At 73.3% G+C, this 23,721-nt stretch carries 20 protein-coding genes; 11 read left to right on the top strand and 9 right to left on the bottom strand.

Annotated elements, in window-relative coordinates:
- Positions 1-77: 77 nt before the first annotated feature.
- Together AWW66_RS00450 and AWW66_RS00445 are read right to left on the bottom strand one after the other, a co-directional pair.
- Entirely contained in the window at positions 78-1,235 is a 1,158-nt protein-coding gene (locus AWW66_RS00450; protein ID WP_067359265.1) for an MGDG synthase family glycosyltransferase, read from the bottom strand.
- 98 nt (positions 1,236-1,333) lie between these two features.
- A complete protein-coding gene (locus AWW66_RS00445) occupies positions 1,334-2,527 on the bottom strand; it encodes an acyltransferase family protein (protein WP_067359264.1) in 1,194 nt (397 codons plus the stop codon).
- Positions 2,528-2,637: 110 nt separating this feature from the next.
- On the opposite strand from AWW66_RS00445, the gene AWW66_RS00440 reads away from it, so the two are divergent.
- Positions 2,638-3,267 carry a TetR/AcrR family transcriptional regulator gene (locus AWW66_RS00440; RefSeq protein ID WP_067359263.1) on the top strand — a complete coding sequence of 210 codons (630 nt, stop codon included), beginning with the start codon at positions 2,638-2,640 and terminating at the stop codon, positions 3,265-3,267.
- A 2-nt stretch (positions 3,268-3,269) separates the two neighbouring features.
- Here AWW66_RS00440 and AWW66_RS00435 read toward each other — a convergent pair whose 3' ends face one another.
- The 7 genes from AWW66_RS00435 to AWW66_RS00405 form a co-directional block, all read right to left on the bottom strand.
- A complete protein-coding gene (locus AWW66_RS00435) occupies positions 3,270-3,959 on the bottom strand; it encodes a response regulator (protein WP_067359262.1) in 690 nt (229 codons plus the stop codon).
- Entirely contained in the window at positions 3,956-6,505 is a 2,550-nt protein-coding gene (locus AWW66_RS00430) for a sensor histidine kinase (RefSeq protein ID WP_067359261.1), read from the bottom strand. Before AWW66_RS00430 ends, AWW66_RS00435 begins: the two co-directional genes overlap by 4 nt.
- A 96-nt stretch (positions 6,506-6,601) precedes the next feature.
- Entirely contained in the window at positions 6,602-7,483 is an 882-nt protein-coding gene (locus AWW66_RS00425) for a potassium-transporting ATPase subunit C (RefSeq protein WP_067359260.1), read from the bottom strand.
- Positions 7,483-9,723: a potassium-transporting ATPase subunit KdpB gene (gene kdpB / locus AWW66_RS00420; RefSeq protein ID WP_067359321.1), complete on the bottom strand. Its 2,241-nt coding sequence runs from the start codon at positions 9,721-9,723 to the stop codon at positions 7,483-7,485. Before kdpB ends, AWW66_RS00425 begins: the two co-directional genes overlap by 1 nt.
- A gap of 5 nt (positions 9,724-9,728) precedes the next feature.
- Positions 9,729-11,384, bottom strand: a complete 1,656-nt coding sequence (gene kdpA / locus AWW66_RS00415; RefSeq protein ID WP_067359259.1) for a potassium-transporting ATPase subunit KdpA — start codon at positions 11,382-11,384, stop codon at positions 9,729-9,731.
- Positions 11,384-11,473, bottom strand: a complete 90-nt coding sequence (locus tag AWW66_RS00410) for a potassium-transporting ATPase subunit F (protein WP_067359258.1) — start codon at positions 11,471-11,473, stop codon at positions 11,384-11,386. Before AWW66_RS00410 ends, kdpA begins: the two co-directional genes overlap by 1 nt.
- 463 nt (positions 11,474-11,936) lie before the next feature.
- Positions 11,937-12,548, bottom strand: a complete 612-nt coding sequence (locus tag AWW66_RS00405; RefSeq protein WP_067359257.1) for a class I SAM-dependent methyltransferase — start codon at positions 12,546-12,548, stop codon at positions 11,937-11,939.
- Between the two features lie 447 nt (positions 12,549-12,995).
- On the opposite strand from AWW66_RS00405, the gene AWW66_RS00400 reads away from it, so the two are divergent.
- From AWW66_RS00400 to AWW66_RS00360, 10 genes are all read left to right on the top strand, one after another.
- A complete protein-coding gene (locus AWW66_RS00400; protein WP_067359256.1) occupies positions 12,996-13,340 on the top strand; it encodes an STAS domain-containing protein in 345 nt (114 codons plus the stop codon).
- A gap of 169 nt (positions 13,341-13,509) precedes the next feature.
- The gene (locus AWW66_RS35865) at positions 13,510-13,644 is read left to right on the top strand and encodes a hypothetical protein (RefSeq protein WP_281179548.1); all 135 of its coding nucleotides are present in this window, start codon (positions 13,510-13,512) and stop codon (positions 13,642-13,644) included.
- Positions 13,645-13,852: 208 nt separating this feature from the next.
- Positions 13,853-15,352 (top strand): sugar ABC transporter ATP-binding protein, encoded by a 1,500-nt coding sequence (locus AWW66_RS00395; RefSeq protein ID WP_245647797.1) that lies wholly within the window; start codon positions 13,853-13,855, stop codon positions 15,350-15,352.
- Positions 15,349-16,407 carry an ABC transporter permease gene (locus AWW66_RS00390; protein ID WP_083978095.1) on the top strand — a complete coding sequence of 353 codons (1,059 nt, stop codon included), beginning with the start codon at positions 15,349-15,351 and terminating at the stop codon, positions 16,405-16,407. Before AWW66_RS00395 ends, AWW66_RS00390 begins: the two co-directional genes overlap by 4 nt.
- On the top strand, positions 16,397-17,446 hold the full coding sequence (locus AWW66_RS00385) for an ABC transporter permease (RefSeq protein ID WP_083978094.1): 1,050 nt from the start codon (positions 16,397-16,399) through the stop codon (positions 17,444-17,446). Before AWW66_RS00390 ends, AWW66_RS00385 begins: the two co-directional genes overlap by 11 nt.
- A complete protein-coding gene (gene rhaS, locus AWW66_RS00380) occupies positions 17,443-18,498 on the top strand; it encodes a rhamnose ABC transporter substrate-binding protein (protein ID WP_067359254.1) in 1,056 nt (351 codons plus the stop codon). Before AWW66_RS00385 ends, rhaS begins: the two co-directional genes overlap by 4 nt.
- A gap of 73 nt (positions 18,499-18,571) precedes the next feature.
- The gene (rhaI, locus tag AWW66_RS00375) at positions 18,572-19,753 is read left to right on the top strand and encodes an L-rhamnose isomerase (protein ID WP_067359253.1); all 1,182 of its coding nucleotides are present in this window, start codon (positions 18,572-18,574) and stop codon (positions 19,751-19,753) included.
- Between the two features lie 96 nt (positions 19,754-19,849).
- Entirely contained in the window at positions 19,850-20,071 is a 222-nt protein-coding gene (locus AWW66_RS00370; RefSeq protein ID WP_067359252.1) for a LuxR C-terminal-related transcriptional regulator, read from the top strand.
- Positions 20,072-20,145: 74 nt separating this feature from the next.
- Positions 20,146-22,176 carry a bifunctional rhamnulose-1-phosphate aldolase/short-chain dehydrogenase gene (locus AWW66_RS00365; protein WP_067359251.1) on the top strand — a complete coding sequence of 677 codons (2,031 nt, stop codon included), beginning with the start codon at positions 20,146-20,148 and terminating at the stop codon, positions 22,174-22,176.
- Positions 22,177-22,244: 68 nt separating this feature from the next.
- A complete protein-coding gene (locus AWW66_RS00360; RefSeq protein ID WP_083978104.1) occupies positions 22,245-23,720 on the top strand; it encodes a rhamnulokinase in 1,476 nt (491 codons plus the stop codon).
- The last annotated feature ends 1 nt before the right edge of the window (position 23,721 follow it).

The following is a 23,721-nucleotide window of genomic DNA, read 5'->3' as shown; positions in this document are numbered from 1 at the left end:
GGGCGAAGAAGAACGCCGCGGCGAGAGCGGCCGGGATCATCCGGTGGCCGTCGGCAGGTCGGGGAGGCTGCGGCGGGTCATCGGTGGTCGGCCGGGCCGGTGGGCTCGGGGTGGATGGCTTCGGCGACCACGGCGGCCATGTCGTCGGCGGCCACCAGGGTTGGGGCGTTGTCGGTGGCGGTCAGCGCGGTGAGCACCGGTCGGAGGTGGGTGGGGGTGGTGACGTACGTGGTGAGGCCCGCCTCGGCCAGCACCCGGGCGTTGGCCCGGCCGTGCCCGGGGATCGGCCGGTAGGTGACGGTGGGCAGTCCGGACGCCAGGGACTGCTGGCAGGTGAGTCCCCCGGCGTTCTCCACGACGACGTCGACCGCCCGCATGAGGGTGGGCATGTCGTCGACCCAGCCCAGGACGTGGCCGGGAAAGGTGTGCAGCCGGCGGCGCAGCGCGTCGTTGCGGCCGCAGACGACGACGGGGGTGACGCAGCCGGTGGCGAGCACCTCCGCGGCGGTGCGGGTCACCTCGCCCAGGCCCCAGGCGCCCGCGACGATCAGCGCGAGCCGGTCCTGCTCGGGCAGGCCGAACCGGGCGCGGGCGGCCCGCCGGTGCGCGGTGGGCGTCGGCGCGAACCGGGTGGACACGAGAGGACCGACCACCCGCACGTCCTGCGCGCCGCGCGCGGTGGCCTGCCGGTGGGCGATCTCGTGGATGACGCAGTAGACGTCGATGCCGGGTGATATCCAGGTCGGGTGGACGACGAAGTCGGTGACGTAGGTCATCACCGGGGCGGTGAGCTGTCCCCGGTGACGCAGGGGGCCGAGGAGTTGGTTGGCGAACGGGAAGGTCGTGACGACCAGGCGGGTGTCCGGCGGTAGCCGCCGGAGCGTGCGCTGTGCGGCCAGCCGCAGGCCCGCCCTGATCGCGGTGACCGTCAGCGGGGACCGGTCGGTGATCGTGAACAGGGTGTCGTAGCCCCAGGGCAGCCAGCTCAGCAGGCCCCGGTACCCCTCGCGGACGAGGGCGTGCAGCGGGCGCGGCAGGGCCGCGAAGAAGTTCAGGTATTCGGTCACGATGCCGTCGGCGGCGAGCCGGCCGGCCAGCTCGACGGCGGCGGCGTCGTGTCCCGCGCCGATGTCCGCCGACACGACCACCACCCGCCCGTCACCGGACCGGCTCTCCGGGTCACCGTCCCGGTCCCGGTGACCGGCCTCAGCGTGTCCCCCACCCGGTCGGTTCACCGGGCGCGGTTACCCGCCGGCACCACCGTCATGCCCGGCCCGGGACCGGCAGCGCCGAGCCGGGCGACGGACCGGACAAGGGGTACGGATGTCCGGCTTCACAGGATGGCGCGCAGTCCCGGCAGGCGGCGGAGCAGCACGGCGACGCAGACGCTGAGGACCGTGCCGAGGCAGGCGACGGCGGCGAAGGTGGCCAGCACGGGGAGGCCGGCGTGGGCGAAGGCGAACTGCAGGGCGACCACGATCGGCAGGTGGACGAGGTAGATCGAGTAGGAGCTGGCGGCCAGCGCCCGGGTGAGCGTGGTGTGCCCGGCGGCGACGTCCCGGAACAGGGTGAGCAGCCCGACGCCGAGACCGACACAGACGAACGTCTCCACCAGGGTCCAGTGCGCCGAGGCCCAGGAGGCGCCGCCCGGGGCGAAGAACCGGGTGTCGGTGCCGGTCCAGAACAGCGCGCCGGTGAGCACCACGCCGACGGCCAGCCAGGTGTATCCGGTGGCGCGGGGCAGCCGGGCCAGCCAGTCGTGCCGGTAGGCGACGATGCCGGCGACGAAGAAGGCCGTGTACTGGGCGAGACGGGCGGGCTCGGCCTGGATGAACTCGAACAGCGGTACCCAGGTGTCGAGCGGGTACCGGATCCGGACGAGGAACACGACCACGGCCAGGGCGAGGGTGAAGGCGACCAGGCCACGGCTGGTGGGTACCCGGGTCAGCCAGGCCGGTGCCGTGCTCGGCCGGATTCGCCGGCGCAGCCGGCCCAGCCCGCAGGCCAGCACGTAGAGGGCGCTGAGGGCGAGCAGGTTCTGGATGAACCACAGGTGCCCGAACTGCAGGTCGGGCCAGCTGGGGCCGGTCCAGCCGGGTGGCTGCGGGGCGAGGCCGAGGAACACGTCGAAGTAGTAGCGCGGGAACGACAGCGGTGGGTGGTCACGGTACTCGCGGTAGTAGATGTAGGTCAGCACCGGGATGATCGTGGCCGAGCCGACCAGGAACGGAATGCCGAGGCGCGTGAGCCGGCCGCGCAGGAATCCCCAGCCACCCCGACGGTCGGCGGCGCGGGGCACGAAGAACGCGGCGACGAAGAACAGCAGGCTCATCCGGAACGCGCCGCCGACCGCCGAGAGGGTGGCCAGGCCGGGGGCGTGTCCGTCGCCCTGGAAGTACCACCAGTCGGCGGGTCCGTAGGGCTGGGCGGCGTGATGGATCACCACCATGAGGATCATCGCCACCCGCAGGTTGTCCAGGTAGTGCAGGTGCGGACGGCGGGGTGGGTTCTCGATGGAACTGGTCATGCGTTCAACGTACTGAACGGATGTTCAGCCCCGGATCGGGTGGACCCCGGAGATCAGGCATCGGGGATGTCCCGGACGGCGGGTCGGGTGCGGTGGCATACGGTGCTGACATGCGAGCGTCGCCGTCGGACCTGACCGGACGGGCGCGGCTGCGCGAGGCGGCCCTGCGGCTGTTCGCCGAGCGCGGCTTCGCCGCCACCTCGGCCCGCGCGGTCGCCGCCGAGGCCGGCCTCTCGCCGGCCCTGGTCATGCACCACTTCGGCTCCAAGGAGGGACTGCGCGCCGCCGTCGACGAGGAGGTCCTGGCCCGGCTCGGCACCGCCCTGCGCGACGTTCCCGCCGACGGGGACCTGATGGGGTCACTGGGCGAGGTGTCGGCGCGGATCTTCGGCGCCGACCCGGTGCTGCGCGGCTATCTGCGCCGGGTGTTGCAGGAGGACAGCCCGGCCAGCGCGGCGCTCTTCGGCCGTCTGCTGTCGGGCGCGCGGACCGAACTGGAGCGGCTGCTCGCGGCCGGCGGCGGCCATCCGGATGCGGACCTGCGGTGGGCGCCGTTCCAGATGCTGTGCCTGATCCTCGGCCCGCTGCTGCTGGAGCCGGTCATGCAGCCCAACCTGGACCAGCCCATGTTCGACCCACAGGTGCTGGCCGGCCGGAGCGCCGCCAACCAGCGCCTGCTGCGGCGGGGCCTGCTCGGCGCCGACCCACCGGGCCCGGTGGAGCCGCCCGTCGGTGGGTGACGTCAGGGGCGGTAGCGGTAGCCCATGCCGGGTTCGGTGATGAGGTGGCGGGGGCGGGCGGGGTCGTCCTCGAGCTTGCGCCGCAGCTGGGCCATGTACTGGCGCAGGTAGTTGGTCTCGTGCTGGTACTCCGGGCCCCAGACCTCGTGCAGGAGCTGGCGTTGGCTGACGAGCTTGCCGGGGTGCCGCAGGAGCTGATCGATCATCCCCCACTGGGTGGGGGTCAGTTTGACCTCGGCGCCGTCGTCGCGGGTGACGGTGCGCTCGGCGAGGTTGACGGTGTGCCGGCCGATGCGGTGGGTGGCGGTCTGCGGTGCCGCGTCGGTCCCGGCGGTCCGCCGGCGGGTGACGGCGCGGATGCGGGCGAGCAGTTCGTCGACGCCGAACGGTTTGGTGACGTAGTCGTCGGCGCCGGCGTCGAGGGCGGCGACCTTGTCCGCGCTGTCCGCCCGGCCGGAGAGCACGATGATCGGCACGGCGGTCCAGCCGCGCAGACCGTGGATGACCTCGAGGCCGTCGATGTCGGGGAGCCCGAGGTCGAGCACGACGAGGTCCGGTGGGTGGGTGGCGGCGGCGTGCAGCGCGGCGGCACCGGTGGCGGCCACCACGACGTCGTAGCCACGGGCGCGGAGGTTGATGCGCAGGGCGCGCAGGATCTGTGGTTCGTCGTCGACGACGAGGATGCGGCTCACTGCGGTGGCTCCTGCGGCGGCGCGGTGGCGGCGGGTAGGCGCAGCACCATGGTGAGTCCGCCGCCCGGGGTGGTCTCGGGGATGATGCTGCCGCCCATCGCGGCGGCCAGGCCCCGGGACAGGGCCAGGCCGAGACCGACGCCGGTGGTGTTGTCGCGGTCGCCGAGGCGCTGGAACGGCAGGAAGACGAGTTCCCACTGGTCCTCGGGGATGCCGGGGCCGGTGTCGATGACGCGCAGTTCCACCTGCCCGCCGAAGGTGCTGGCGGTGATGCGCGGGGGCTGGTCGGGCGGGCTGTGCCGCAGGGCGTTGGCGACGATGTTGACCAGGACCCGTTCCAGCAGGCCGGGGTCGGCGAGCGCGGCGGGCAGGTGGGCGGGCAGGTCGGTGGCCACGTGGGCGGCGGGTGGGCCCAGCTCGTCCAGGGCGCGAGGGACGGCGTCCTCCAGTCCGATGGCGACGGGATGCACACCGAGGACGCCGGTCTGCAACCGGCTCATGTCGAGCAGGTTCGTGACCAGGCGGCCGAGCCGGTCCAGGGACTCGTCGGCGGTGGCGAGCAGTTCGGCCCGGTCGGACTCGTCGAACTCGACGTCCGGGCTGCGCAGGCTGGTGACCGCCGCCTTGGCGGAGGCCAGTGGCGAGCGCAGGTCATGACTGACCGCCGCGAGCAACGCGGTCCGCATCCGGTCGGCCTCGGCGAGCGGGCGGGCCGAGGCGGCCTCTTCGGCCAGGCGTTCCTGACGCAGCGCGACGGCGGCCTGGGCGGCGAACGCCTCCACGACCCGCCGGTCGGCGGCGGCCAGGCGGCGGCCGGCGAGCACCACGGTGAGCCGGTGGTCCACCGGTACGGCGGTCTCCCCCGCCTCCGGGCTGGTGGCCGGGGCCTCGCCGACGCTGGCGACCACCCGCCAGACGCCCTGCGCGTGCGCCCCGGCGGGTCGACCGGCGGGCGCGGCGACGGCCTCCAGGACGCTGACCGCGCGCAGGGCGAAGGTCTCCCGCATGCGGTCCAGCAGGGCCGGCAGGGGCCGCGCGCCACGCAGCACGCTGCCGGCCAGGGTGGCGAGGGTCTGTGCGTCGGCGGCGGCGCGGGCGGCCTCCCGGGTACGGCGGGCCGCCACGTCCACCACCCCGCTGACGGCGACGGCGACGGCGACGAAGACACCGAGGGCGACCAGGGTGTCCGCCTCGGCGATGGTCAGCGTGTGGAAGGGCGGGGCGAAGAACCAGTTGAGCAGCAGGGTCCCGCCGAGCGCGGCCAGCAGCGCCGGCCAGAGGCCACCGATCAGCGCGACGCCGACGACGGCGGCGAGGAAGATCAGGATGTCGTTGGTGAGGGTCAGGTCGGGCGGCACGGTGAGCAGGAGGGTGAGCAGCGGCATGCCGAGCCCGGCGACGGCGAAGCCGAGCAGCCGGCGACGCCGGGAGAGGGCGGTCGGCACGCCGGCCGTGCGCCGGCCCCGGCCGGCCTCGGCGTGGGTGACCAGGTGCACGTCGATCGTTCCGGACAGCGCGGTGGTGGTCACGCCGACCCCTCGGGAGAACAGGTGCGCCAGCGGGCCACGGCGGCTGGCCCCGAGGACGAGCTGGGTGGCGTTGACGCCCCGGGCGAAGTCGAGCAGCGCGGTCGGGATGTCGGTGCCGAGGACCTGGTGGTACGTGCCGCCGAGGCTCTCGACGAGCACCCGCTGCCGGGCGAGGTGGGCGGGGTCGGCCCCGGCCAGGCCGTCGCTGCGGGCGACGTGCACGGCGAGCAGGTCGGCGCCCTTGGTCCGGGCGGCGATGCGGGCGGCCCGGCGGATCAGCGTCTGGCCCTCGGGGCCGCCGGTGAGCGCGACAACGACCCGTTCGCGGGCCTCCCAGGTGGCGGAGATGCCCTGCGCGGCGCGGTAGGCGTCGAGTTGGTCGTCGACGGTGTCGGCGAGCCAGAGCAGGGCCAGTTCGCGCAGCGCGGTGAGGTTGCCGACGCGGAAGTAGTTGCTCAGCGCCGCGTCGATGCGGTCGGGGCGGTAGATGTTGCCGTGGGCCATCCGGCGGCGCAGCGCCTCGGGGGTCATGTCGACGAGTTCGACCTGTTCGGCGGCGCGGACGACGGCGTCGGCCACGGTCTCCCGCTGGGTGGTGCCGGTGATCTGGGCGACGACGTCGTTGAGCGACTCGAGGTGCTGGATGTTGACCGTGGAGAGCACGGTGATCCCGGCGTCGAGCAGCGCGTGCACGTCCTGCCAGCGCTTCTCGTTGCGGGAGCCGGGGACGTTGGTGTGGGCCAGTTCGTCGACGACCGCCACCTCGGGCCGCCGGGCGAGCACCGCGTCGAGGTCCAGCTCGGTGAACTCGGCCCCCCGGTAGGTCAGCCGGCGGCGGGGCACCTGTTCGAGGTCGCCGACCATCGCGGCGGTGTGCGGGCGGCCGTGGGTCTCGACGACGGCGACGACCACGTCGGTGCCCCGCTCCGCGCGCCGGTGGGCCTCCTCCAGCATCGCGTACGTCTTGCCGACGCCGGGGGCGGCGCCCAGGTAGATGCGGAGTTCGCCTCGTGGCACGGGGACATCCTCTCTGACCTGGTCGGGGGTGGGTGGAAGGTGGTCGGCGACGCCCCGGGCCGGGCCGTCGGCGGCGACGGTCCGGCCCGGCGGCGGTCAGCGCGCGGGCAGGTGCCGGTCCAGCGCGATGTTGAGTTCCAGCACGTTCACCGTGGGGGCGCCCAGGAAGCCGAGCGACCGTCCGCTGGTGTGCCGCGCGACCAGGCGGCGGACCGCCGCCGGGTCGGCGCCCCGCGCCCGCGCCACCCGGTCCACCTGGATGCCGGCGTACGCCGGGGAGATGTGCGGGTCGAGGCCGCTGCCGCTGGCGGTGACCGCGTCGGCGGGCACGGCGGGCTGGGCCGGGGCGTCCCCCCGGATCGGCGTGACCAGTCCACCGGCGGCGACGTAGTCCCGGCCCGGCTGGGCCAGTTCGACCGGTACGCCCTCGTAGCTGGTGAGGAACGGGGTGGCCGGTGGGACCTGGTTGACGCTGACCACCCGGGTGGCCGGGCCGGTCAGGCCGTCCCGGCGGAAGACGGCCAGCACGGCGCCGACCCCGTCCGGGGTGCAGTACGGGCGGCGGCCGTCGACGCCGTCGCGCTCGCCGACCGCCCGGCTGCGCTGGCAGACCCGGGTGAGCAGGCTGGGCGTGGCGTCCGCCGGGTCGGTGGCGGTGGTGTCGACCACGCTCTCCGGGCCGAGGTTGCTGGCGGCGGTGGCGGTCGGGTCGTAGCCGTCACCGGCCGCCGAGGGGCGGGACTGGAAGTAGCGCGGGACGGGGTTGCCCTCGGCGTCGGTGAAGGACTGGCCGAGCAGCGTGCTGCCGACGGGAACGCCGTCGACGGTGACGAGGGACCCGTCGGCCTTCCCGGCCAGGCCGGGGAGCCGGCCGACCGCCACCAGTGCGAGCGGGTACGCCAGGCCGAGCAGTGCGGTGAGGACGAGCAGCGCGCGCAGCGCGGCGAGGTGGGGGGCGAGCCAGGTGGGCAGGCGCATCACACGATCCCTGGGAGGAGGTGCAGGAGCAGGTCGATGAGTTTGATGCCGACGAACGGCACGACGACGCCGCCGAGTCCGTAGACCAGCAGGTTGCGGCGGAGCAGCCGGGACGCGGACGCCGGCCGGTACCGCACGCCGCGGATGGCCAGGGGGATCAGCGCGACGATGACGATCGCGTTGAAGACGACCGCCGCCAGGATCGCCGTTTCCGGGCTGGCCAGTCGCATGACGTTGAGCGTGTCCAGGCCCGGGTAGAGACCGGCGAACATGGCCGGGATGATCGCGAAGTACTTCGCGATGTCGTTGGCGATGGAGAAGGTGGTCAACGCGCCCCGGGTGATCAGCAACTGCTTGCCGATCTCCACGATCTCGATCAGCTTGGTCGGGTTGGAGTCGAGGTCGACCATGTTGCCGGCCTCCTTGGCGGCGGAGGTGCCGGTGTTCATGGCGACCCCCACGTCGGCCTGGGCGAGGGCCGGGGCGTCGTTGGTGCCGTCGCCGGTCATCGCAACCAGCCGGCCGCCCTCCTGTTCCCGCCTGATCAGCGCGAGTTTGTCCTCCGGCGTGGCCTCGGCGAGGACGTCGTCCACCCCGGCCTCGTCGGCGATCACCCTGGCGGTCTGCGGGTTGTCGCCGGTGACCATGACGGTGCGGATGCCCATCCGGCGCAGCTCGTCGAAGCGGTCCCGCATGCCGGCCTTGACCACGTCCTTGAGGTGGATCACGCCGAGCGTCCGGGCCGGTTCCCCGTCGACGTGCTCGGCCACCACGAGGGGGGTGCCGCCGGCGGCGCTGATCTCGTCGACGAGGTGGCCGACCTGCTCGCCGGGGTGGCCGCCGTGCTCGCCTACCCAGCTGGTGACCGCGGCGGCGGCGCCCTTGCGGATCCGCCGGGCCGGCCCGGCGCTGCGGCCGTCGACGGTGGTGTCGGGGGTCAGGTCGACCCCGCTCATCCGGGTCTGGGCGGTGAACGGCACGAAGGTGGCGTGCGGCAGCAGACCGGGTTCGCGGTGCCGCAGCCCGAACTGGTCGCCCGCCAACGCCACGACCGACCGGCCCTCGGGGGTCTCGTCGGCGAGGCTGGACAGGTGCGCCGCGGCGGCCACCTGCTCGGCGGTGACGCCGTCGACCGGGAGGAACTCGGCGGCCTGCCGGTTGCCGAGCGTGATGGTGCCGGTCTTGTCCAGCAGCAGGGTGCCGACGTCACCGGCGGCCTCGACGGCCCGCCCGCTCGTGGCCAGGACGTTGCGTTGGACGAGGCGGTCCATGCCGGCGATGCCGATCGCCGACAGCAGCGCGCCGATGGTGGTCGGGATCAGGCAAACCAGCAGGGAGACCAGCACGACGCCGGTCACGCCGCCGTCGGTGATCGCCGGGGTGTCCGGGGCGGCGGCCTGGACGTCCTTCGAGAAGATCGCCAGCGGTTGGAGGGTGACCACGGCCAGCAGGAAGACGATCGTGAGCGCGGCGAGCAGGATGTTCAACGCGATCTCGTTCGGGGTCTTCTGCCGGTTGGCGCCCTCCACCAGGGCGATCATGCGGTCGACGAAGCTCTCGCCCGGCTGCTGGGTGATCCTGACGACGATGCGGTCGGAGAGCACCCGCGTGCCGCCGGTGACCGCGCTGCGGTCGCCGCCGGACTCCCGGATGACCGGGGCCGACTCGCCGGTGATCGCGGACTCGTCGACGCTGGCGATGCCCTCGACCACGTCGCCGTCACCGGGGATGACGCCGCCGGCCTCGACCAGGACGATGTCGCCCCGCCTCAGCTCGGGAGCCGGTACGGCCGACTCCCGGTACGCTCCGGCCGGCGCGCCCGGGGTCCAGCCGGTCAGCCGGGTGGCGACGGTGTCCTTGCGCGCGGCGCGCAGGGTGGCCGCCTGCGCCTTGCCGCGCCCCTCGGCGACCGCCTCGGCGAGGGCGGCGAAGAGCACGGTCAGCCAGAGCCAGACCGTGACCGCCCACGCGAAGGTCGAGGGGTCGCGTACCGCGAGCACGGTGGTGAACGCGGCCCCGACCTCGACCACCAGCAGCACGGGGTTGCGCCACAGGGTACGCGGGTCGAGCTTGCGCACGGCGTCGGGAAGGGACCGGACCAGGTGCGCGGGGTCGAGCAGGCCGCCGCCGGCCCGGCGGCCCGCCGGGAGCGGGGTGCCGGCGGTCGCCGCGTCGGTGCTGCCGTGCGGCGTCGGCGTCCGCGTGACGGTGGTGGCCGTGGTCGTGGTCTCTTCTCTCATGGCGGTCACAGCCCCTCCGCCAGCGGGCCGAGCGCGAGCGCGGGGAGGAAGGTCAGCGCGACCAGGATCACCGTGACACCGACGACCATCCCGACGAAGAGCGGGCGGTGGGTGGGCAGGGTGCCCTCGGAGACGGGTACCGGTCGTTGGCGCGCGAGGGCGCCGGCCAGGGCGAGCACGAAGACGATCGGCAGGTACCGGCCGAGCAGCATGCACAGCCCCAGCGCCGTGTTCCACCAGGGTGTGTTCACGGTGATGCCGGCGAACGCGGAGCCGTTGTTGCTGCTCGCCGAGGTGAACGCGTAGAGCACCTCCGACAGGGCGTGCGGGCCGACGTTCAGCGCGGTGGAGTCGTTGCCGGTGGCGACGGCCGCCGCCGCGCCGACCAGCACCAGCGCCGGGGTCACCAGGACGTACAGCGAGGCGTACTGGATCTCCCGCGTGCCGATCTTCTTGCCCACGTACTCCGGGGTGCGGCCGACCATCAGCCCGGCGACGAACACCGTGATCACCGCGAGGACCAGCAGCCCGTACAGGCCGGCGCCGACGCCACCGGGCGCGACCTCACCCAGCATCATGTTGACCATCGTCATCATGCCGCCGAGCGCGGTGTACGAGTCGTGGAACGAGTTCACCGCGCCGGTGGAGGTGAGCGTGGTGGCGGCGGCGAAGGTGGCCGAGTTCGACACGTCGAACCGGACCTCCTTGCCCTCCAGCGCCGCGCCGACGGCCTGCGGCACCGTGCCCTGGCCGGACAGTTCGAAGACGGTGGTCAGGGCCACGCTGGTGACCGCCAGGACCGCCATCACCGCGACGATCGCGTGGCCCTGCCGGGGCTGGCCGACCAGCCGGCCGAAGACCCGGGGCAGGCTGAACGGGATCAGCAGCAACAGGTAGACCTGCAGCCAGTTCGTCCAGGTGGTCGGGTTGGCGAACGGGTGGGCGCTGTTGACGTTGGAGAAGCCGCCGCCGTTGGTGCCCAGGAGCTTGATCGCCTCCTGGCTGGCCACCGGCCCACCCGTGATCGTCTGGCCACCGCCGGTCAGGGTGGTGACCTCGGTGCCGGTGGAGAGGTTCTGGACCGTACCGCCGATCATCAGCGCGAGCGCGCCGAGCACCGACAGCGGCAGCAGGACCCGTACCGTGATCCGGGTCAGGTCCACCCAGAAGTTGCCCAGGTCGCCGGTGCGGCTGCGGGCGAACCCGCGCAGCAGCGCGACGGCGACCGCCAGGCCGACGGCGGCGGAGACGAAGTTCTGCACCGCCAGCCCGCTCATCTGCGCCAGGTGGCCCATGGTCGACTCCCCCGCGTACCACTGCCAGTTGGTGTTGGTCGCGAACGAGACGGCGGTGTTCCAGGCACCGTGTGGCACCACCGCGTCGAAGCCGAGCGACAGCCACAGGTGATCCTGGAGTCGCAGGAGCCCGTACAGGGCCAGGACCGAGACGGCCGAGAAGGCGAGCACGCTGCGGGCGTACCCGCCCCAGGACTGCTCGGCCGCCGGGTCGACGCCGACCAGGCGGTAGACGGCCCGCTCGACGCGGGAGTGCCGCCGGCCGGACACCACGCGGAACAGGTGATCGCCGAACGGCCGGTGGACGGCGGCCAGCGCCACCGCGAGCGAGAGGACGAACAGGACGCCGGCGGTCGTCGGGGTCATCAGAACCGCTCCGGGAAGAGCAGGGCGAGCAGCAGAAGCACGGCCAGGCCGAGCGCCAGCGCCAGCCCGACGGCGTTGGTGGCGTTCACCGCTTCTCCACGCCGGTCACCAGCAGGGCGAGCGCCGCGAACAGCGCCACCGTCACCAGGACGTACACCACGTCGGACACCTCAGACTCCTCACCTCGGAACAGGTCGCTCCAGCCGCTGTGCGACCGCGCCGGGCCATTCCAACGCCGGGCGCCGTTCGGTGACAGGGGCTATAACGCGACCATGACGGCGGTCCGGTGTTTTTTGACGCCCTTTTCACGCGGCCCGGCCGGCGGCGTGACCGCGGCCACGGAGCGCGCCGCTGGCGGGGCGGCCGGCGGGCACCGGCGGCGGCAGGTCCGGGCGCGACGGTGCGGGCGCGACCGTCCGGGGGGCGACGGTGCGGGGTGACGGTGCGGGGGGGGTGACGGGGTGACAGGAGTCGACCGGCCGAGGGTGGCCGGTGGCGGCGACCAGGTCCAGCCTGGTGCCGTCGGCGGCACCAGGCTGGACGGACGCGAGGCTAGGTGCCGCTGCCGGATGCCACGGCCTTCGGGCCACGGCAGTGGTAGACCAGGGCGGGCGGCAGGTTGCTCCAGACCGTACGGCCGACGGTCACCTCGTCGAAGGCCTCGGTCAGCAGCCGGTGGAAGCGCCGCGCCGGGCGGGTCGGCAGCGCGTGCCGGTACGCGAAGGTGGTGAAGACGCCGGTGGTGTCGAGCGCCCCGACGACGGCGTCGAGGATCGCCGACTGCCGGTTGCCGGGCAGGGCGGCCCAGGGCAACCCACTGATGATCACGTCGGCGGGGGCCAGACGCCGCTCCGACAGCAACCCGCCGAGCGTGGCGGCGTCGGCGTGCACCACGTCGACGGTGGGGTGCCGGCGCGCCAGGCCGGTGGCGAAGGTCGGGTTGAGCTCGACGGCCAGGTGGTGTCCTCGGCCGGCCAGCCGCTGCTGGATCGCCTGGGTGAACACTCCGGTGCCGGGGCCGAGTTCGACCACCAGGGGGTGTCCCCGCTGCGGCACCGTCGCCGTGATGTCCCGGGCGAGCGTCGATCCGCTGGGCAGCACGGCACCGGTGGTCAGGGGGTGCCGGATGAACTGGGTGAGGAAGGCCGAGCTGTCGTTGATCACGGGGGTCGACGTTAGACGGGGTACCGCGGGATGCCGTCGCGCGAGTGGTCGATGTGTCCGGCCGGTCGCCGGAGGCCCGCCGACCGATGGGCGGGCGGATGCGGGCGGTATGCCCGATACCGTGACCCGGGCCGTTCGCAGACTCCCTGCTCAGCGGCGGGACGCGGGAATCCGCCCCGCAGCCGGCACGGGTGGTTCTCCGCTCGCGTCGACGGGTCGGCAGCCGACGCGGCCGTCACACTGGGTGGCAAGACGACAACAGACCGACAGGACTCGTGAGCTGGCGTACCCCGGCGGCCACGGGTAGCGTTCGGGGTGGCGCTCGTGCGCCACGTCGAGGTCGGCACCGCCGCACTCAAGCTTGTCCTCCTTGGCGCCGGACAGATGGTGGCCGCCTCGTCCGGCCCTCCGATACGCCCGTCGCTGGGCGAGGACCGAAGTCTTCTGATGGTCACCACCGTTGACCGCACCGTTCTCCGTACCGACTATCACGACGGGACGTCGGGCGTCCGCCACGTCACCCTCACCGGCGAGGCCGACCTGGCCACCGTCGGTCAACTCGAAGACGACCTGGCGCTCCTGCTGGCACCCCGGTGGGTCACCCGGCTCGCCGTCGACCTGACCGCGCTGCGGCACCTCGACTGTGCCGCGCTCGCCGCGCTGCTGGCGGTCCGTGACCACGCGACGGCGCGTGGCCAGCAGGTGGTGATCACCGCCGCCGCCGGAGCGCCGGAGCGTGTTCTCGCGCTCGGCGACATCGGCCGGCTCTTCGACTACCCACCGCTGACCTGACCCGGCGACACCGGCGGGCCGTCGCGACCGACGGGTGAGCCGACCGGTCGGGGTGGCCCCGACGCCCCGGCGGGGCGAACGGCCAGCACGCCGAGCGGGCGATGGCGCGGGCGCCCGGCGGGGCGGAAACGGCCGTTTCCCGGCCGCGACGTGGCGTTGAATGGCAGGCATGGACAGCGCCGCCGGCGGGGTCGAGGGCGCCGGTGGCGCGGTACGGCTGATCCTGCCGCTGATCTGGGTCTGGACCATCACCACGTACGGGACGGCGCGCTTCGACCCCCAACGGGCACAGGTCGCCCCGTAGAACGTTTCACTGCTCCGAGCCCGGCGTGGGGCGGCGCACGGCAAGGCGTCGGACGCCGTTCACCGGCGCCAGGCGCATCCGATAACCGGCCGGCAACCGGATCGACACTCTTGACCTGAGGCGGAGGTCACACCTAGAGTCGGGGCACTTCGTGAAACGTTTCATGCACGTGACCAGGACATCTCCGACCACTGCTGAAGGAGACCGTGTGCTTCCGGTCTTGGCGTTGACGGGTGTGGACAAGTCGTTCGGTGCCGTCGCCGCGTTACGCGACGCCCGGCTGGAGTTGTTCACCGGCGAGGCGCACGCGCTCGTCGGCGAGAACGGCGCCGGCAAGTCCACCCTGGTGAAGATCCTGGCCGGCGTACACGGCCCGGACGCCGGCCAGGTGCTGCTCGACGGCGCCCCGGTCGTCTTCGGCAACCCCGGCGACGCCCGGGCGGCGGGTATCGCCGTGATCTACCAGGAGCCGACCCTCTTTCCCGACCTGTCGGTCGCGGAGAACATCTTCATGGGACGCCAGCCGCGCAGGGGGCTGGGACGCATCGACGCGGCGGCCATGCGGGCGCGCACCAGCGACCTGTTCGCGCGGCTGGGCGTCCGGATCGACCCGGACCGGCCGGCCCGGGGACTGTCCATCGCCGACCAGCAGCTCGTCGAGATCGCCAAGGCTCTCTCCTTCGACGCCCGGGTGCTGGTGATGGACGAACCCACCGCCGCGCTCTCCGGTGTCGAGGTCGAGCGGCTGTTCGCCGTGGCCCGGGCGCTGCGGGACGACGGCGCGGCGATCCTGTTCATCTCACACCGGTTCGACGAGGTCTTCGCCCTGTGTCAGCGGGTCACCGTGATGCGCGACGGCCGGTGGATCGTCACCGACGAGATCGGGAACCTCACCGTCGAGGGTGTCGTGCGCACCATGGTCGGACGCGACGTCTCCGCGCTCTTCCCGAAGCTGGCGACCACCCCGGCCGAGGTACGTCTGGAGGTCGAGGGGCTGACCCGCCGGGGCTTCTTCCAGGACGTCTCCTTCACGGTGCGCGGTGGCGAGATCGTCGCGCTCGCCGGGCTGGTCGGAGCGGGGCGCAGTGAGGTGGCGCGGGCGATCTTCGGTGTCGACCGGTACGACGCCGGCGAGGTCCGCGTCGACGGCCGGCGGCTGCGTCCCGGCGATCCCCCCACGGCGATCGCGGCGGGGGTGGCGCTGGTGCCGGAGGACCGCCGCCAGCAGGGCCTGGTGATGGAGCTGTCGATCGAGCGCAACGCCACGCTGCCGCGCCGGTGGGCGCTGAGCCGCTTCGGTCTGCTGTTCGGCGGCAGCGAGCGGCGCTCGGCGGCGCAGTGGGCCCGACGGTTGCAGGTGAAGGCCGCCCGCAACACCGACGCGGTGTCCACCCTGTCGGGCGGCAACCAGCAGAAGGTCGTGCTGGCCAAGTGGCTGTCGACCGCGCCCCGGGTGCTCGTGATCGACGAGCCGACCCGGGGCATCGACGTGGGCACGAAGGCCGAGGTGCACCGGCTGTTGTCCCAGCTCGCGGCCGAGGGGGTGGCGGTGCTGATGGTCTCCAGCGAACTGCCGGAGGTGCTCGGCATGGCCGACCGGGTGCTCGTCATGCACGAGGGCCGACTGGTCGCCGACATCCCTCGCGGCGAGGCGGACGAGGAGAACGTGATGCTCGCCGCGACCGGGCAACGGGAGGCTGCCGCATGACCGCCCCGGACGTGCGGAGAAGGGCCGTCGGCCCCGGCGGACGGGCGCCCACCGGCGAGTCCGGCGCCCGTCTGGTGCACCGGCTGTTCGTGGTACGGGAACTGGGCATCCTGCTCGCGCTGGTGCTGCTGGTCGGGGTGACCTTCGCCGTCAACCAGCGGTTCCTGTCCGCACAGAACGTCAAGGACCTGCTGCTCGGCTCGACGATCCTGGCGATCCTCGCCGTCGGGCAGGCGATCGTGATCATCACCCGCAACGTCGACCTGTCGGTCGGCTCGATCCTGGGCCTGTCCGCGTTCGCCACCGGGGTGTTGTTCGTCGACAATCCCGGCGTCCCGATCCCGGTGGCGATCCTGGTCGGGACGGCGCTCGGGGCGGCCTGCGGCGCGGTCAACGGCGGCCTGATCGCGGCGGCGCGCGTTCCGGCGTTGGTGGTCACCCTCGGCACGCTGTACGTGTTCCGCGGCCTCGACCACACCTGGGCCACCGGCCGTCAGATCAACGCCGCGGACATGCCCCCCGCCTTCCTGCGGATGGGCACCGCCACCGTCGCCGGGGTGCCGGTGCTCGCGCTCGTCGCGGTCGCCGTGCTCGTCGTCGCCGGCTACCTGCTGAAGCACTACCGCAGCGGCCGGGAGCTCTACGCCATCGGCTCCGACCCCGACGCGGCCCGGTTGTCCGGCATCGCGGTGGGTCGGCGGGTGTTCTTCGCCTTCCTGGCCAGCGGGGCGCTCGCCGGCCTCGCCGGGGTGCTCTACGCGGCCCGGTTCGGCACCGTCGACGCCAACGCCGGGCTCGGCCTGGAACTCAACGTGGTCGCGGCCGTGGTCGTCGGCGGTGTGGCGATCTTCGGCGGCAGCGGCTCGGTCTACGGCGCGGCGCTCGGCGCCGTCCTGCTGACCACCATCGGCAGCGCGCTGCCGGTGCTGGGGGTCACCCCGTTCTGGCAGCGTGCCGCCGTCGGCGCGCTCATCCTGGCCGCCATCGGACTGGACCGGGCGCTCGCGGTCCGGATGGCACGTCGTCTGCGAGGAGGCACGACCCGTGGCACCTGACACGCAGGCCGTCCCGGCCGGCACCACGGGCCCGCGGTGGCCCTTGCCCCGTCGGCTGCTCGGCTCGTGGGACGCGGTACTGCTCATCGCGCTGGCGGCGGTGGTGATCGTCGCCGCCGCCAGCGTCGAGGGCGTCGGCAGCCCTCGGTTCTACCGGTTCGTGGCGTTGGAGGCGATCCCGATCGCGCTGATCGCGCTGCCGATGACCCTGGTCGTCATCACCGGTGAGATCGACCTGTCGGTGGCGAGCACCGTCGGGCTCACCTGCTCGGTGCTCGGGCAGCTCTGGCACCTCGGGGTCACGTCGCTGCCCCTGCTGATCGGGCTGAGCCTGCTGCTCGGGGCCGTGCTCGGGGCCGTCAACGGGGTCTTCGTCACGGTGTTCGGCCTGCCGTCGCTGGCGGTCACCATCGGCACCCTCGCGCTCTACCGTGGGCTGGCCTACGTCGTGCTCGGGGACCGGGCGGTGGCCGACTACCCGCCGGCCTGGACGCGGAACGCGGTCGCCCCCATCCCGGGCACCGTCGTCCCCTGGTTCGTGCTGGTGCTGGCGGCCCTCGCCGTCGCGTTCGGCGTGCTGCTGTACGCCACCCCGGTCGGCCGGTCGCTCTACGCGATGGGCAACAACGCCGAGGCGGCCACCTTCTCCGGCATCGCGGTGCTGCGCACCAAGTTCTGGCTCTTCGTCGCCACCGGGGCGATGGCGGCACTGGCCGGGGTGTTCTGGACGTTCCGGTTCGCCAGCGCGCGGGCGGACAACGCGACCGGCCTGGAGTTGGCGGTGGTCGCGGCCGTCCTGCTCGGTGGCGTCTCCATCTTCGGCGGTCGGGGCGGTCTCGTCGGGGTGCTCGCGGCGGTGGCCCTGCTCGTCGTCCTGCGCAACGCCCTGCAGTTGGCCAGCGTGCCCGCCAACACGCTGACCATCGTCACCGGCACCTTGCTCATCCTCTCCGTCGTCGGACCGAACCTCGTGCGCGCGACGCGCGAGCGGTGGCGTCGGCGTCGGCCCACCACCACAGTTGAAGGGACTCCGTCATGAGCAGACGTACCCGGGTCGTCACGACCGCCGTCCTGGCCGCCATGGCCCTGGTCCTCGGCGCCTGCGCCGAGGACACCGGCGCCGGCTCCGGCTCCGGTGACGCCGGCAACCCCACCGGCACGATCCGGGAGGGCCTCAAGATCACCTTCCTGCCCAAGCAGGTCAACAACCCGTACTTCGAGACGTCCGACAACAAGGGCGGCAAGCCGGCGGTCGAGGAGTTCAAGGGGCAGTACGCCCAGACCGGGCCCTCGGAGGCGAGCCCGTCGGCGCAGGTGTCGTACATCAACACCCTGTCCCAGCAGGGCACCGACGTCATCATCATCGCGGCGAACGACCAGGACGCGGTCTGCGGCTCGTTGACCGAGGCCAAGGCCGCCGGGGCGAAGGTCATCACCTACGACTCGGACACCAAGCCGGAGTGCCGCGACGCGTTCGTCAACCAGGCCAGCCCGGAGGGCATCGCCCAGACGCAGATCAAGTTGATCTCCGAGGCGGTGGGCCCGGAGGGCGGCGAGATCGCCATCCTCTCGGCGACGGCGAACGCGACCAACCAGAACGCCTGGATCGAGCTGATGAAGACCGAGCTGGCCAAGCCGGAGTACAGCAAGCTCAGGCTGGTGGCCACGGTCTACGGCGACGACCAGGACGAGAAGTCCTTCCAGGAGGCCCAGGGGCTGCTGTCGAAGTACCCCGACCTCAAGGGCATCGTCTCCCCCACCACCGTCGGCATCGCCGCCGCCGCACGGTACCTGTCCGGCTCGTCGTACCAGGGCAAGGTGCAGCTCACCGGGCTCGGCACGCCGAACCAGCTACGCCAGTACGTCAAGGACGGCACCGTCAAGTCCTTCGCCCTGTGGAACCCGGCGGACCTGGGCTACCTCGCCGCCTACACCGGGGCCGCGCTGGCCTCGGGGATCATCACCGGCAAGGAGGGGGAGACGTTCACCGCCGGCAAGCTCGGCGAGTACACCGTCGGCGCGAACGGCGAGGTCCTGCTGGGTGACCCCTTCGAGTTCACCGCCGCGAACATCGACGAGTTCGACTTCTGAGGCACGGGTGGGTGGGGCGTGCGCCCGCCGCCCCACCGCGATCGTCCCGTGGAAGAACGACTGGGGAGCAGCGATGACCGAGATCGACCCGACCACGCGCCGGCGGATCGTCGACGCGTTGCGGGAGCAGCGCATCGAGACGCCGTCCTGGGGGTACGGCAACTCGGGCACCCGGTTCCGGGTGTTCCCGCAGCCGGGGGTGCCCCGCGACCCGTACGAGAAGGTGGCGGACGCGGCCACGGTGCACCGCTTCACCGGCGTCACACCCACGGTGGCGCTGCACATCCCGTGGGACCGGGTGGACGACTACGCCGCGCTGGCCGGGTACGCCGCGGAGCAGGGCATCGCGCTCGGCACGATCAACGCGAACGTGTTCCAGGACGACGACTACAAGCTGGGCTCGGTCACCAATCCCGACCCGGCGGTGCGCCGCAAGGCGATCGGGCACCTGGTGGAGTGCATCGACATCATGGACGCCACCGGATCGCGGGACCTGAAGCTGTGGTTCTCCGACGGCACCAACTACCCGGGGCAGGACAGTGTCCGGGAACGCCAGGACCGGCTCGCGGACGCGTTGCGGCAGACGTACGACCGGCTCACCGGCGAGCAGCGGTTGCTGCTGGAGTACAAGCTGTTCGAGCCGGCGTTCTACATGACCGACGTGCCGGACTGGGGCACGGCGTACGCGCACTGCCTCGACCTCGGCGAGCGGGCCCGGGTGGTCATCGACACCGGCCACCACGCACCGGGCACGAACATCGAGTTCATCGTCGCGTTCCTGCTGCGGGCCGGCAAGCTCGGCGGCTTCGACTTCAACTCGCGATTCTACGCCGACGACGACCTGATGGTGGGGTCCGCGGACCCGTTCCAACTGTTCCGGATCATGCACGAGATCGTCCTGTCGGACGCGCTGGGGCCACGCCACGGCGTCGCGTTCATGCTGGACCAGTGCCACAACATCGAGCCGAAGGTGCAGGCCGTCATCCGGTCGGTGCTCAACGTCCAGGAGGCGACGGCCAAGGCGTTGCTGGTCGACGTGGCGGCGTTGACCGCCGCCCAGCGCAGCGGTGACGTGCTGGAGGCCAACGCCGTGCTGATGGACGCCTACAACACCGACGTCCGGCCGCTGCTGCGCGAGGTGCGGGCGGAGATGGGCCTGGATCCCGACCCCGTCGCGGCGTACAAGCGGTCCGGTCACCTGGAGCGCGTCAGCGCCGAACGGGTGGGCGGGGACCAGGCCGGCTGGGGCGCCTGAGCACCGGCACGCCGGTCGTCGACCCGCGCCGGTCGTCCCGACCGGCCACCGGTGAGCGGCGCACCCTTCGTGATCCGCGGGCGAGAGGACCGCCAGATGCCTGACGATCCGCCGGCCGGCGAGCCGGTCGTGCTGACCGACGACGAGATCGCCGTGCTCGCGTTGCTGGCCGAGGGCCGGATCACGGCGAGCGTCGCGGTCGAGCTGCACCTGTCCGAGCGCAGCGTCCGGCGTCGGGTGCGGGTCATCTGTGAGCGGTTGAACGTGGGCACCCCGATCCAGGCGGTGGTGTGGGCCGCCCGGCGCGGGTTGGTGTGAGGGCCGGTGCCGCTTGACGCCGCCGGTGGACGCTCCATAATCGAGTGAAACGTTTCATGACAGCGAAGGACGCCATGACGAACCCCGCGGTGCGCGACCTGTTGGCCCGCAGCAACCGGCTCGGCGCCAACCCGGCCACGACCAACTACGCCGGCGGCAACACCTCCGCGAAGGGCACCGGGACCGATCCGGTGACCGGCCAGGCCACCCGGCTGCTGTGGGTCAAGGGGTCCGGCGGCGACCTCGGGACGCTCACCGAACAGGGCTTGGCGGTGCTCCGGCTCGACCGGCTCCGGTCGCTCGCCGACGTCTACCCGGGCGTCGCGCGGGAGGACGAGATGGTCGCCGCCTTCGACTACTGCCTGCACGGGCGGGGCGGGGCGGCGCCCTCCATCGACACCGCCATGCACGGCCTGGTCGAGGTGGCCCACGTCGACCACCTGCACCCCGACGCCGGGATCGCGATCGCCACCGCCGCCGACGGCCCGGAGCTGACCCGCACGATCTTCGGCGACCGGGTGCTCTGGGTGCCGTGGCGCCGGCCCGGCTTCCAACTCGGCCTCGACATCGCCGCCGTCCAGCGGGCCAACCCGCAGGCGATCGGCGTCATCCTGGGCGGACACGGCATCACCGCCTGGGGGGCCACCAGCGCCGAGTGCGAGGCCCACTCGATGGAGATCATCACCACCGCGGCCCGGTACCTCGCCGAGCACGCCCGCCCGGACCCCCTCGGCGCCCTGGCGCACGGGCCGCTGCCCGCGCGGGAGCGCCACGCCCGGGCCGCCGCCCTCCTGCCGGTGCTGCGCGGCCTCGCCTCCACCGACCGGGCCCAGGTGGGCCACTACACCGACAGCGACGTGGTGCTGGACTTCGTCGGCCGGGAACGGATGCCCGAGGTGGCCGCGCGGGGCACCTCCTGCCCGGACCACTTCCTGCGGACCAAGGTCCGGCCGATGGTCCTCGACCTGCCGCCCACCGCCGGCCTGGCCGAGACGGTCGAGCGGCTCACGGAGCTGCACGCCGCCTACCGCGACGACTACCGCGCCTACTACGAGCGGTACGCCGGGCCGGACAGCCCGCCGATGCGCGGCGCCGATCCGGCGATCGTGCTGCTGCCCGGCGTCGGCATGGTCAGCTTCGGGGCCGACAAGCAGACCGCCCGGGTCGCCGGCGAGTTCTACGTCAACGCCATCAACGTGATGCGGGGCGCCGAGGCGCTGTCGACGTACGCGCCGATCGACGAGGCGGAGAAGTTCCGGATCGAGTACTGGGCCCTGGAGGAGGCCAAGCTCCAGCGGATGCCCAGGCCCAAGCCGCTGGCGACCCGGATCGCGCTGGTCACCGGGGGCGGGTCCGGCATCGGCCGGGCGGTCGCCCACCGACTGGCCGCCGAGGGCGCCTGTGTCGTGGTCACCGACCGGGACGCCGCCGCCGCCGAGACCGTCGCGGCCGAGATCGGCGGGCCGGACGTCGCCGTCGCCGTGCCGCTCGACGTCACCGACGAGGCGCAGGTCGCCGCCGCCGTGCGGGCCTCGGTGCTCGCCTTCGGCGGGGTCGACCTGGTGGTGAACAACGCCGGCCTGTCCCTGTCGAAGTCGCTGCTGGAGACCACCACCGGGGACTGGGACCTGCAACACGACGTGATGGCCCGGGGGTCGTTCCTGGTCGCCCGGGAGACCGCCCGGGTGCTCGTCGCCCAGGGCATGGGCGGCGACATCGTCTACATCGCCAGCAAGAACGCGGTCTTCGCCGGTCCGAACAACATCGCGTACGGCGCCGCCAAGGCCGACCAGGCCCACCAGGTCCGGTTGCTCGCCGCCGAACTGGGCGCGCACGGCGTCCGGGTCAACGGCGTCAACCCGGACGGGGTGGTCCGGGGCTCCGGCATCTTCGCCGGCGGGTGGGGCGCCGACCGGGCGGCCGTCTACGGCGTGCCCGAGGAGAAGCTCGGCGAGTTCTACGCGCAGCGGACCCTGCTCAAGCGGGAGGTACTGCCGGTCCACGTCGCCAACGGGGTCTTCGCCCTCACCGCCGGGGACCTGTCGCACACCACCGGCCTGCACGTCCCGGTCGACGCCGGCGTCGCCGCCGCGTTCCTGCGGTGACGCCGGTGCCGCCGCACACCGGTCCGGAACCCGGGGCCGGGCCGCCGCCCGGGTCGGACCGACCGGCCGTGCCCGGGGCCACCCGCCCCGTTCCCGCGCCGCCGCCCCGGCGCGGTGGGGAGGTCAGCGTCGCCGCCGTCGACCTGGGCGCGTCGAGCGGCCGGGTGGTGGTGGCGCGGGTCGGCCGGGACACGCTGCGGCTGACCCCGGCGCACCGGTTCCCCAACGACCCGGTGCGCGTCGGCGGGACCCTCCACTGGGACGTCCTGGCCCTGTTCCGCGAGGTGTTGTCCGGGCTACGCCGGGCCGGCCCGGTCGCCAGCGTCGGCGTGGACTCCTGGGCGGTCGACTACGGCCTGCTCGACTCCACCGGCGCGCTGCTGGGCAACCCGGTGCACTACCGCGACGCGCGGACCGACGGGGTCCTGGAGCGGGTGACCCGGCGGCTCGGCGCGCAACGCCTCTACGCCACCACCGGGGTCCAGCAGCTGCCGTTCAACACGCTGTACCAGCTCACGGCCGCCGCCGGTTCGCCGCAGCTGGCCGCCGCCCACCGGCTGCTCATGATCCCGGACCTGATCGGGTACTGGCTCACCGGGGAGATCGGCGCGGAGGCCACCAACGCCTCCACCACCCAGCTCTACGACCTGCACGCCCGCGCCTGGGCGGACGAGCTGATGGCCGACGCCGGGGTCCCTGCGCACCTGTTCGCGCCGCTGCGGGAGCCCGGTACCCGGATCGGTGCGACGCTGCCCGGACTCGACCTGCCCCACCGCACGGACGTGGTGGCGGTCGGCTCCCACGACACCGCCTCCGCCGTGGTCGCGGTGCCGGCCGCCGACGAGCGGTTCGCCTACATCTCTTGCGGCACCTGGTCGCTCGTCGGCGTCGAGCTGACCGCGCCGATCCTCACCGAGGCCAGCCGCCGCGCGAACTTCAGCAACGAGGGGGGCGTCGACGGCACCGTCCGGTACCTGCGCAACGTGATGGGCCTGTGGCCGTTGCAGGAGTGCCTGCGCGACTGGGGCGGCCCGGACCTGTCCGGGCTGCTGGCCGCCGCCGCGCGGGAACCCGCGTTCCGCAGCGTGGTCGACATCGACGACCCGTCGTTCCTGCCGCCCGGCGGCATGCCGGACCGGATCGCCGAGGCGTGCCGGCGCGGCGGGCAGCCGGTGCCCCGGTCGCCGGCCGCCGTCGTGCGGTGCGTCGTCGACAGCCTGGCCCTGGCGCACCGCCGGGCGGTGCGGCAGGTGCAGGAGCTGTCCGGCCGGCACGTCGACGCCGTGCACGTCGTCGGCGGTGGGGCCCGCAACGCCCTGCTCTGCCAGCTCACCGCCGACGCCTGCGGGTTGCCGGTGCTCGCCGGTCCGGTGGAGGCCACCGCGATCGGTAACGTGCTGGTGCAGGCGCGCGCCGCCGGCGTGGTCGGCGACGACCTGGCCGCCCTGCGGCGGCTGGTCCGAAACACCCAGCGCGTCGAGCGGTACGAGCCGAGGGGTGGACCGGTCCCGGCGGGGCCGGACGACCGACGGGTGGAGGTGTGAG

Origin of the sequence: Micromonospora rosaria (assembly GCF_001567585.1) — a bacterium.
GTDB lineage: Bacteria > Actinomycetota > Actinomycetes > Mycobacteriales > Micromonosporaceae > Micromonospora > Micromonospora rosaria.
This window is presented reverse-complemented; position numbering and strand designations above follow the sequence as displayed.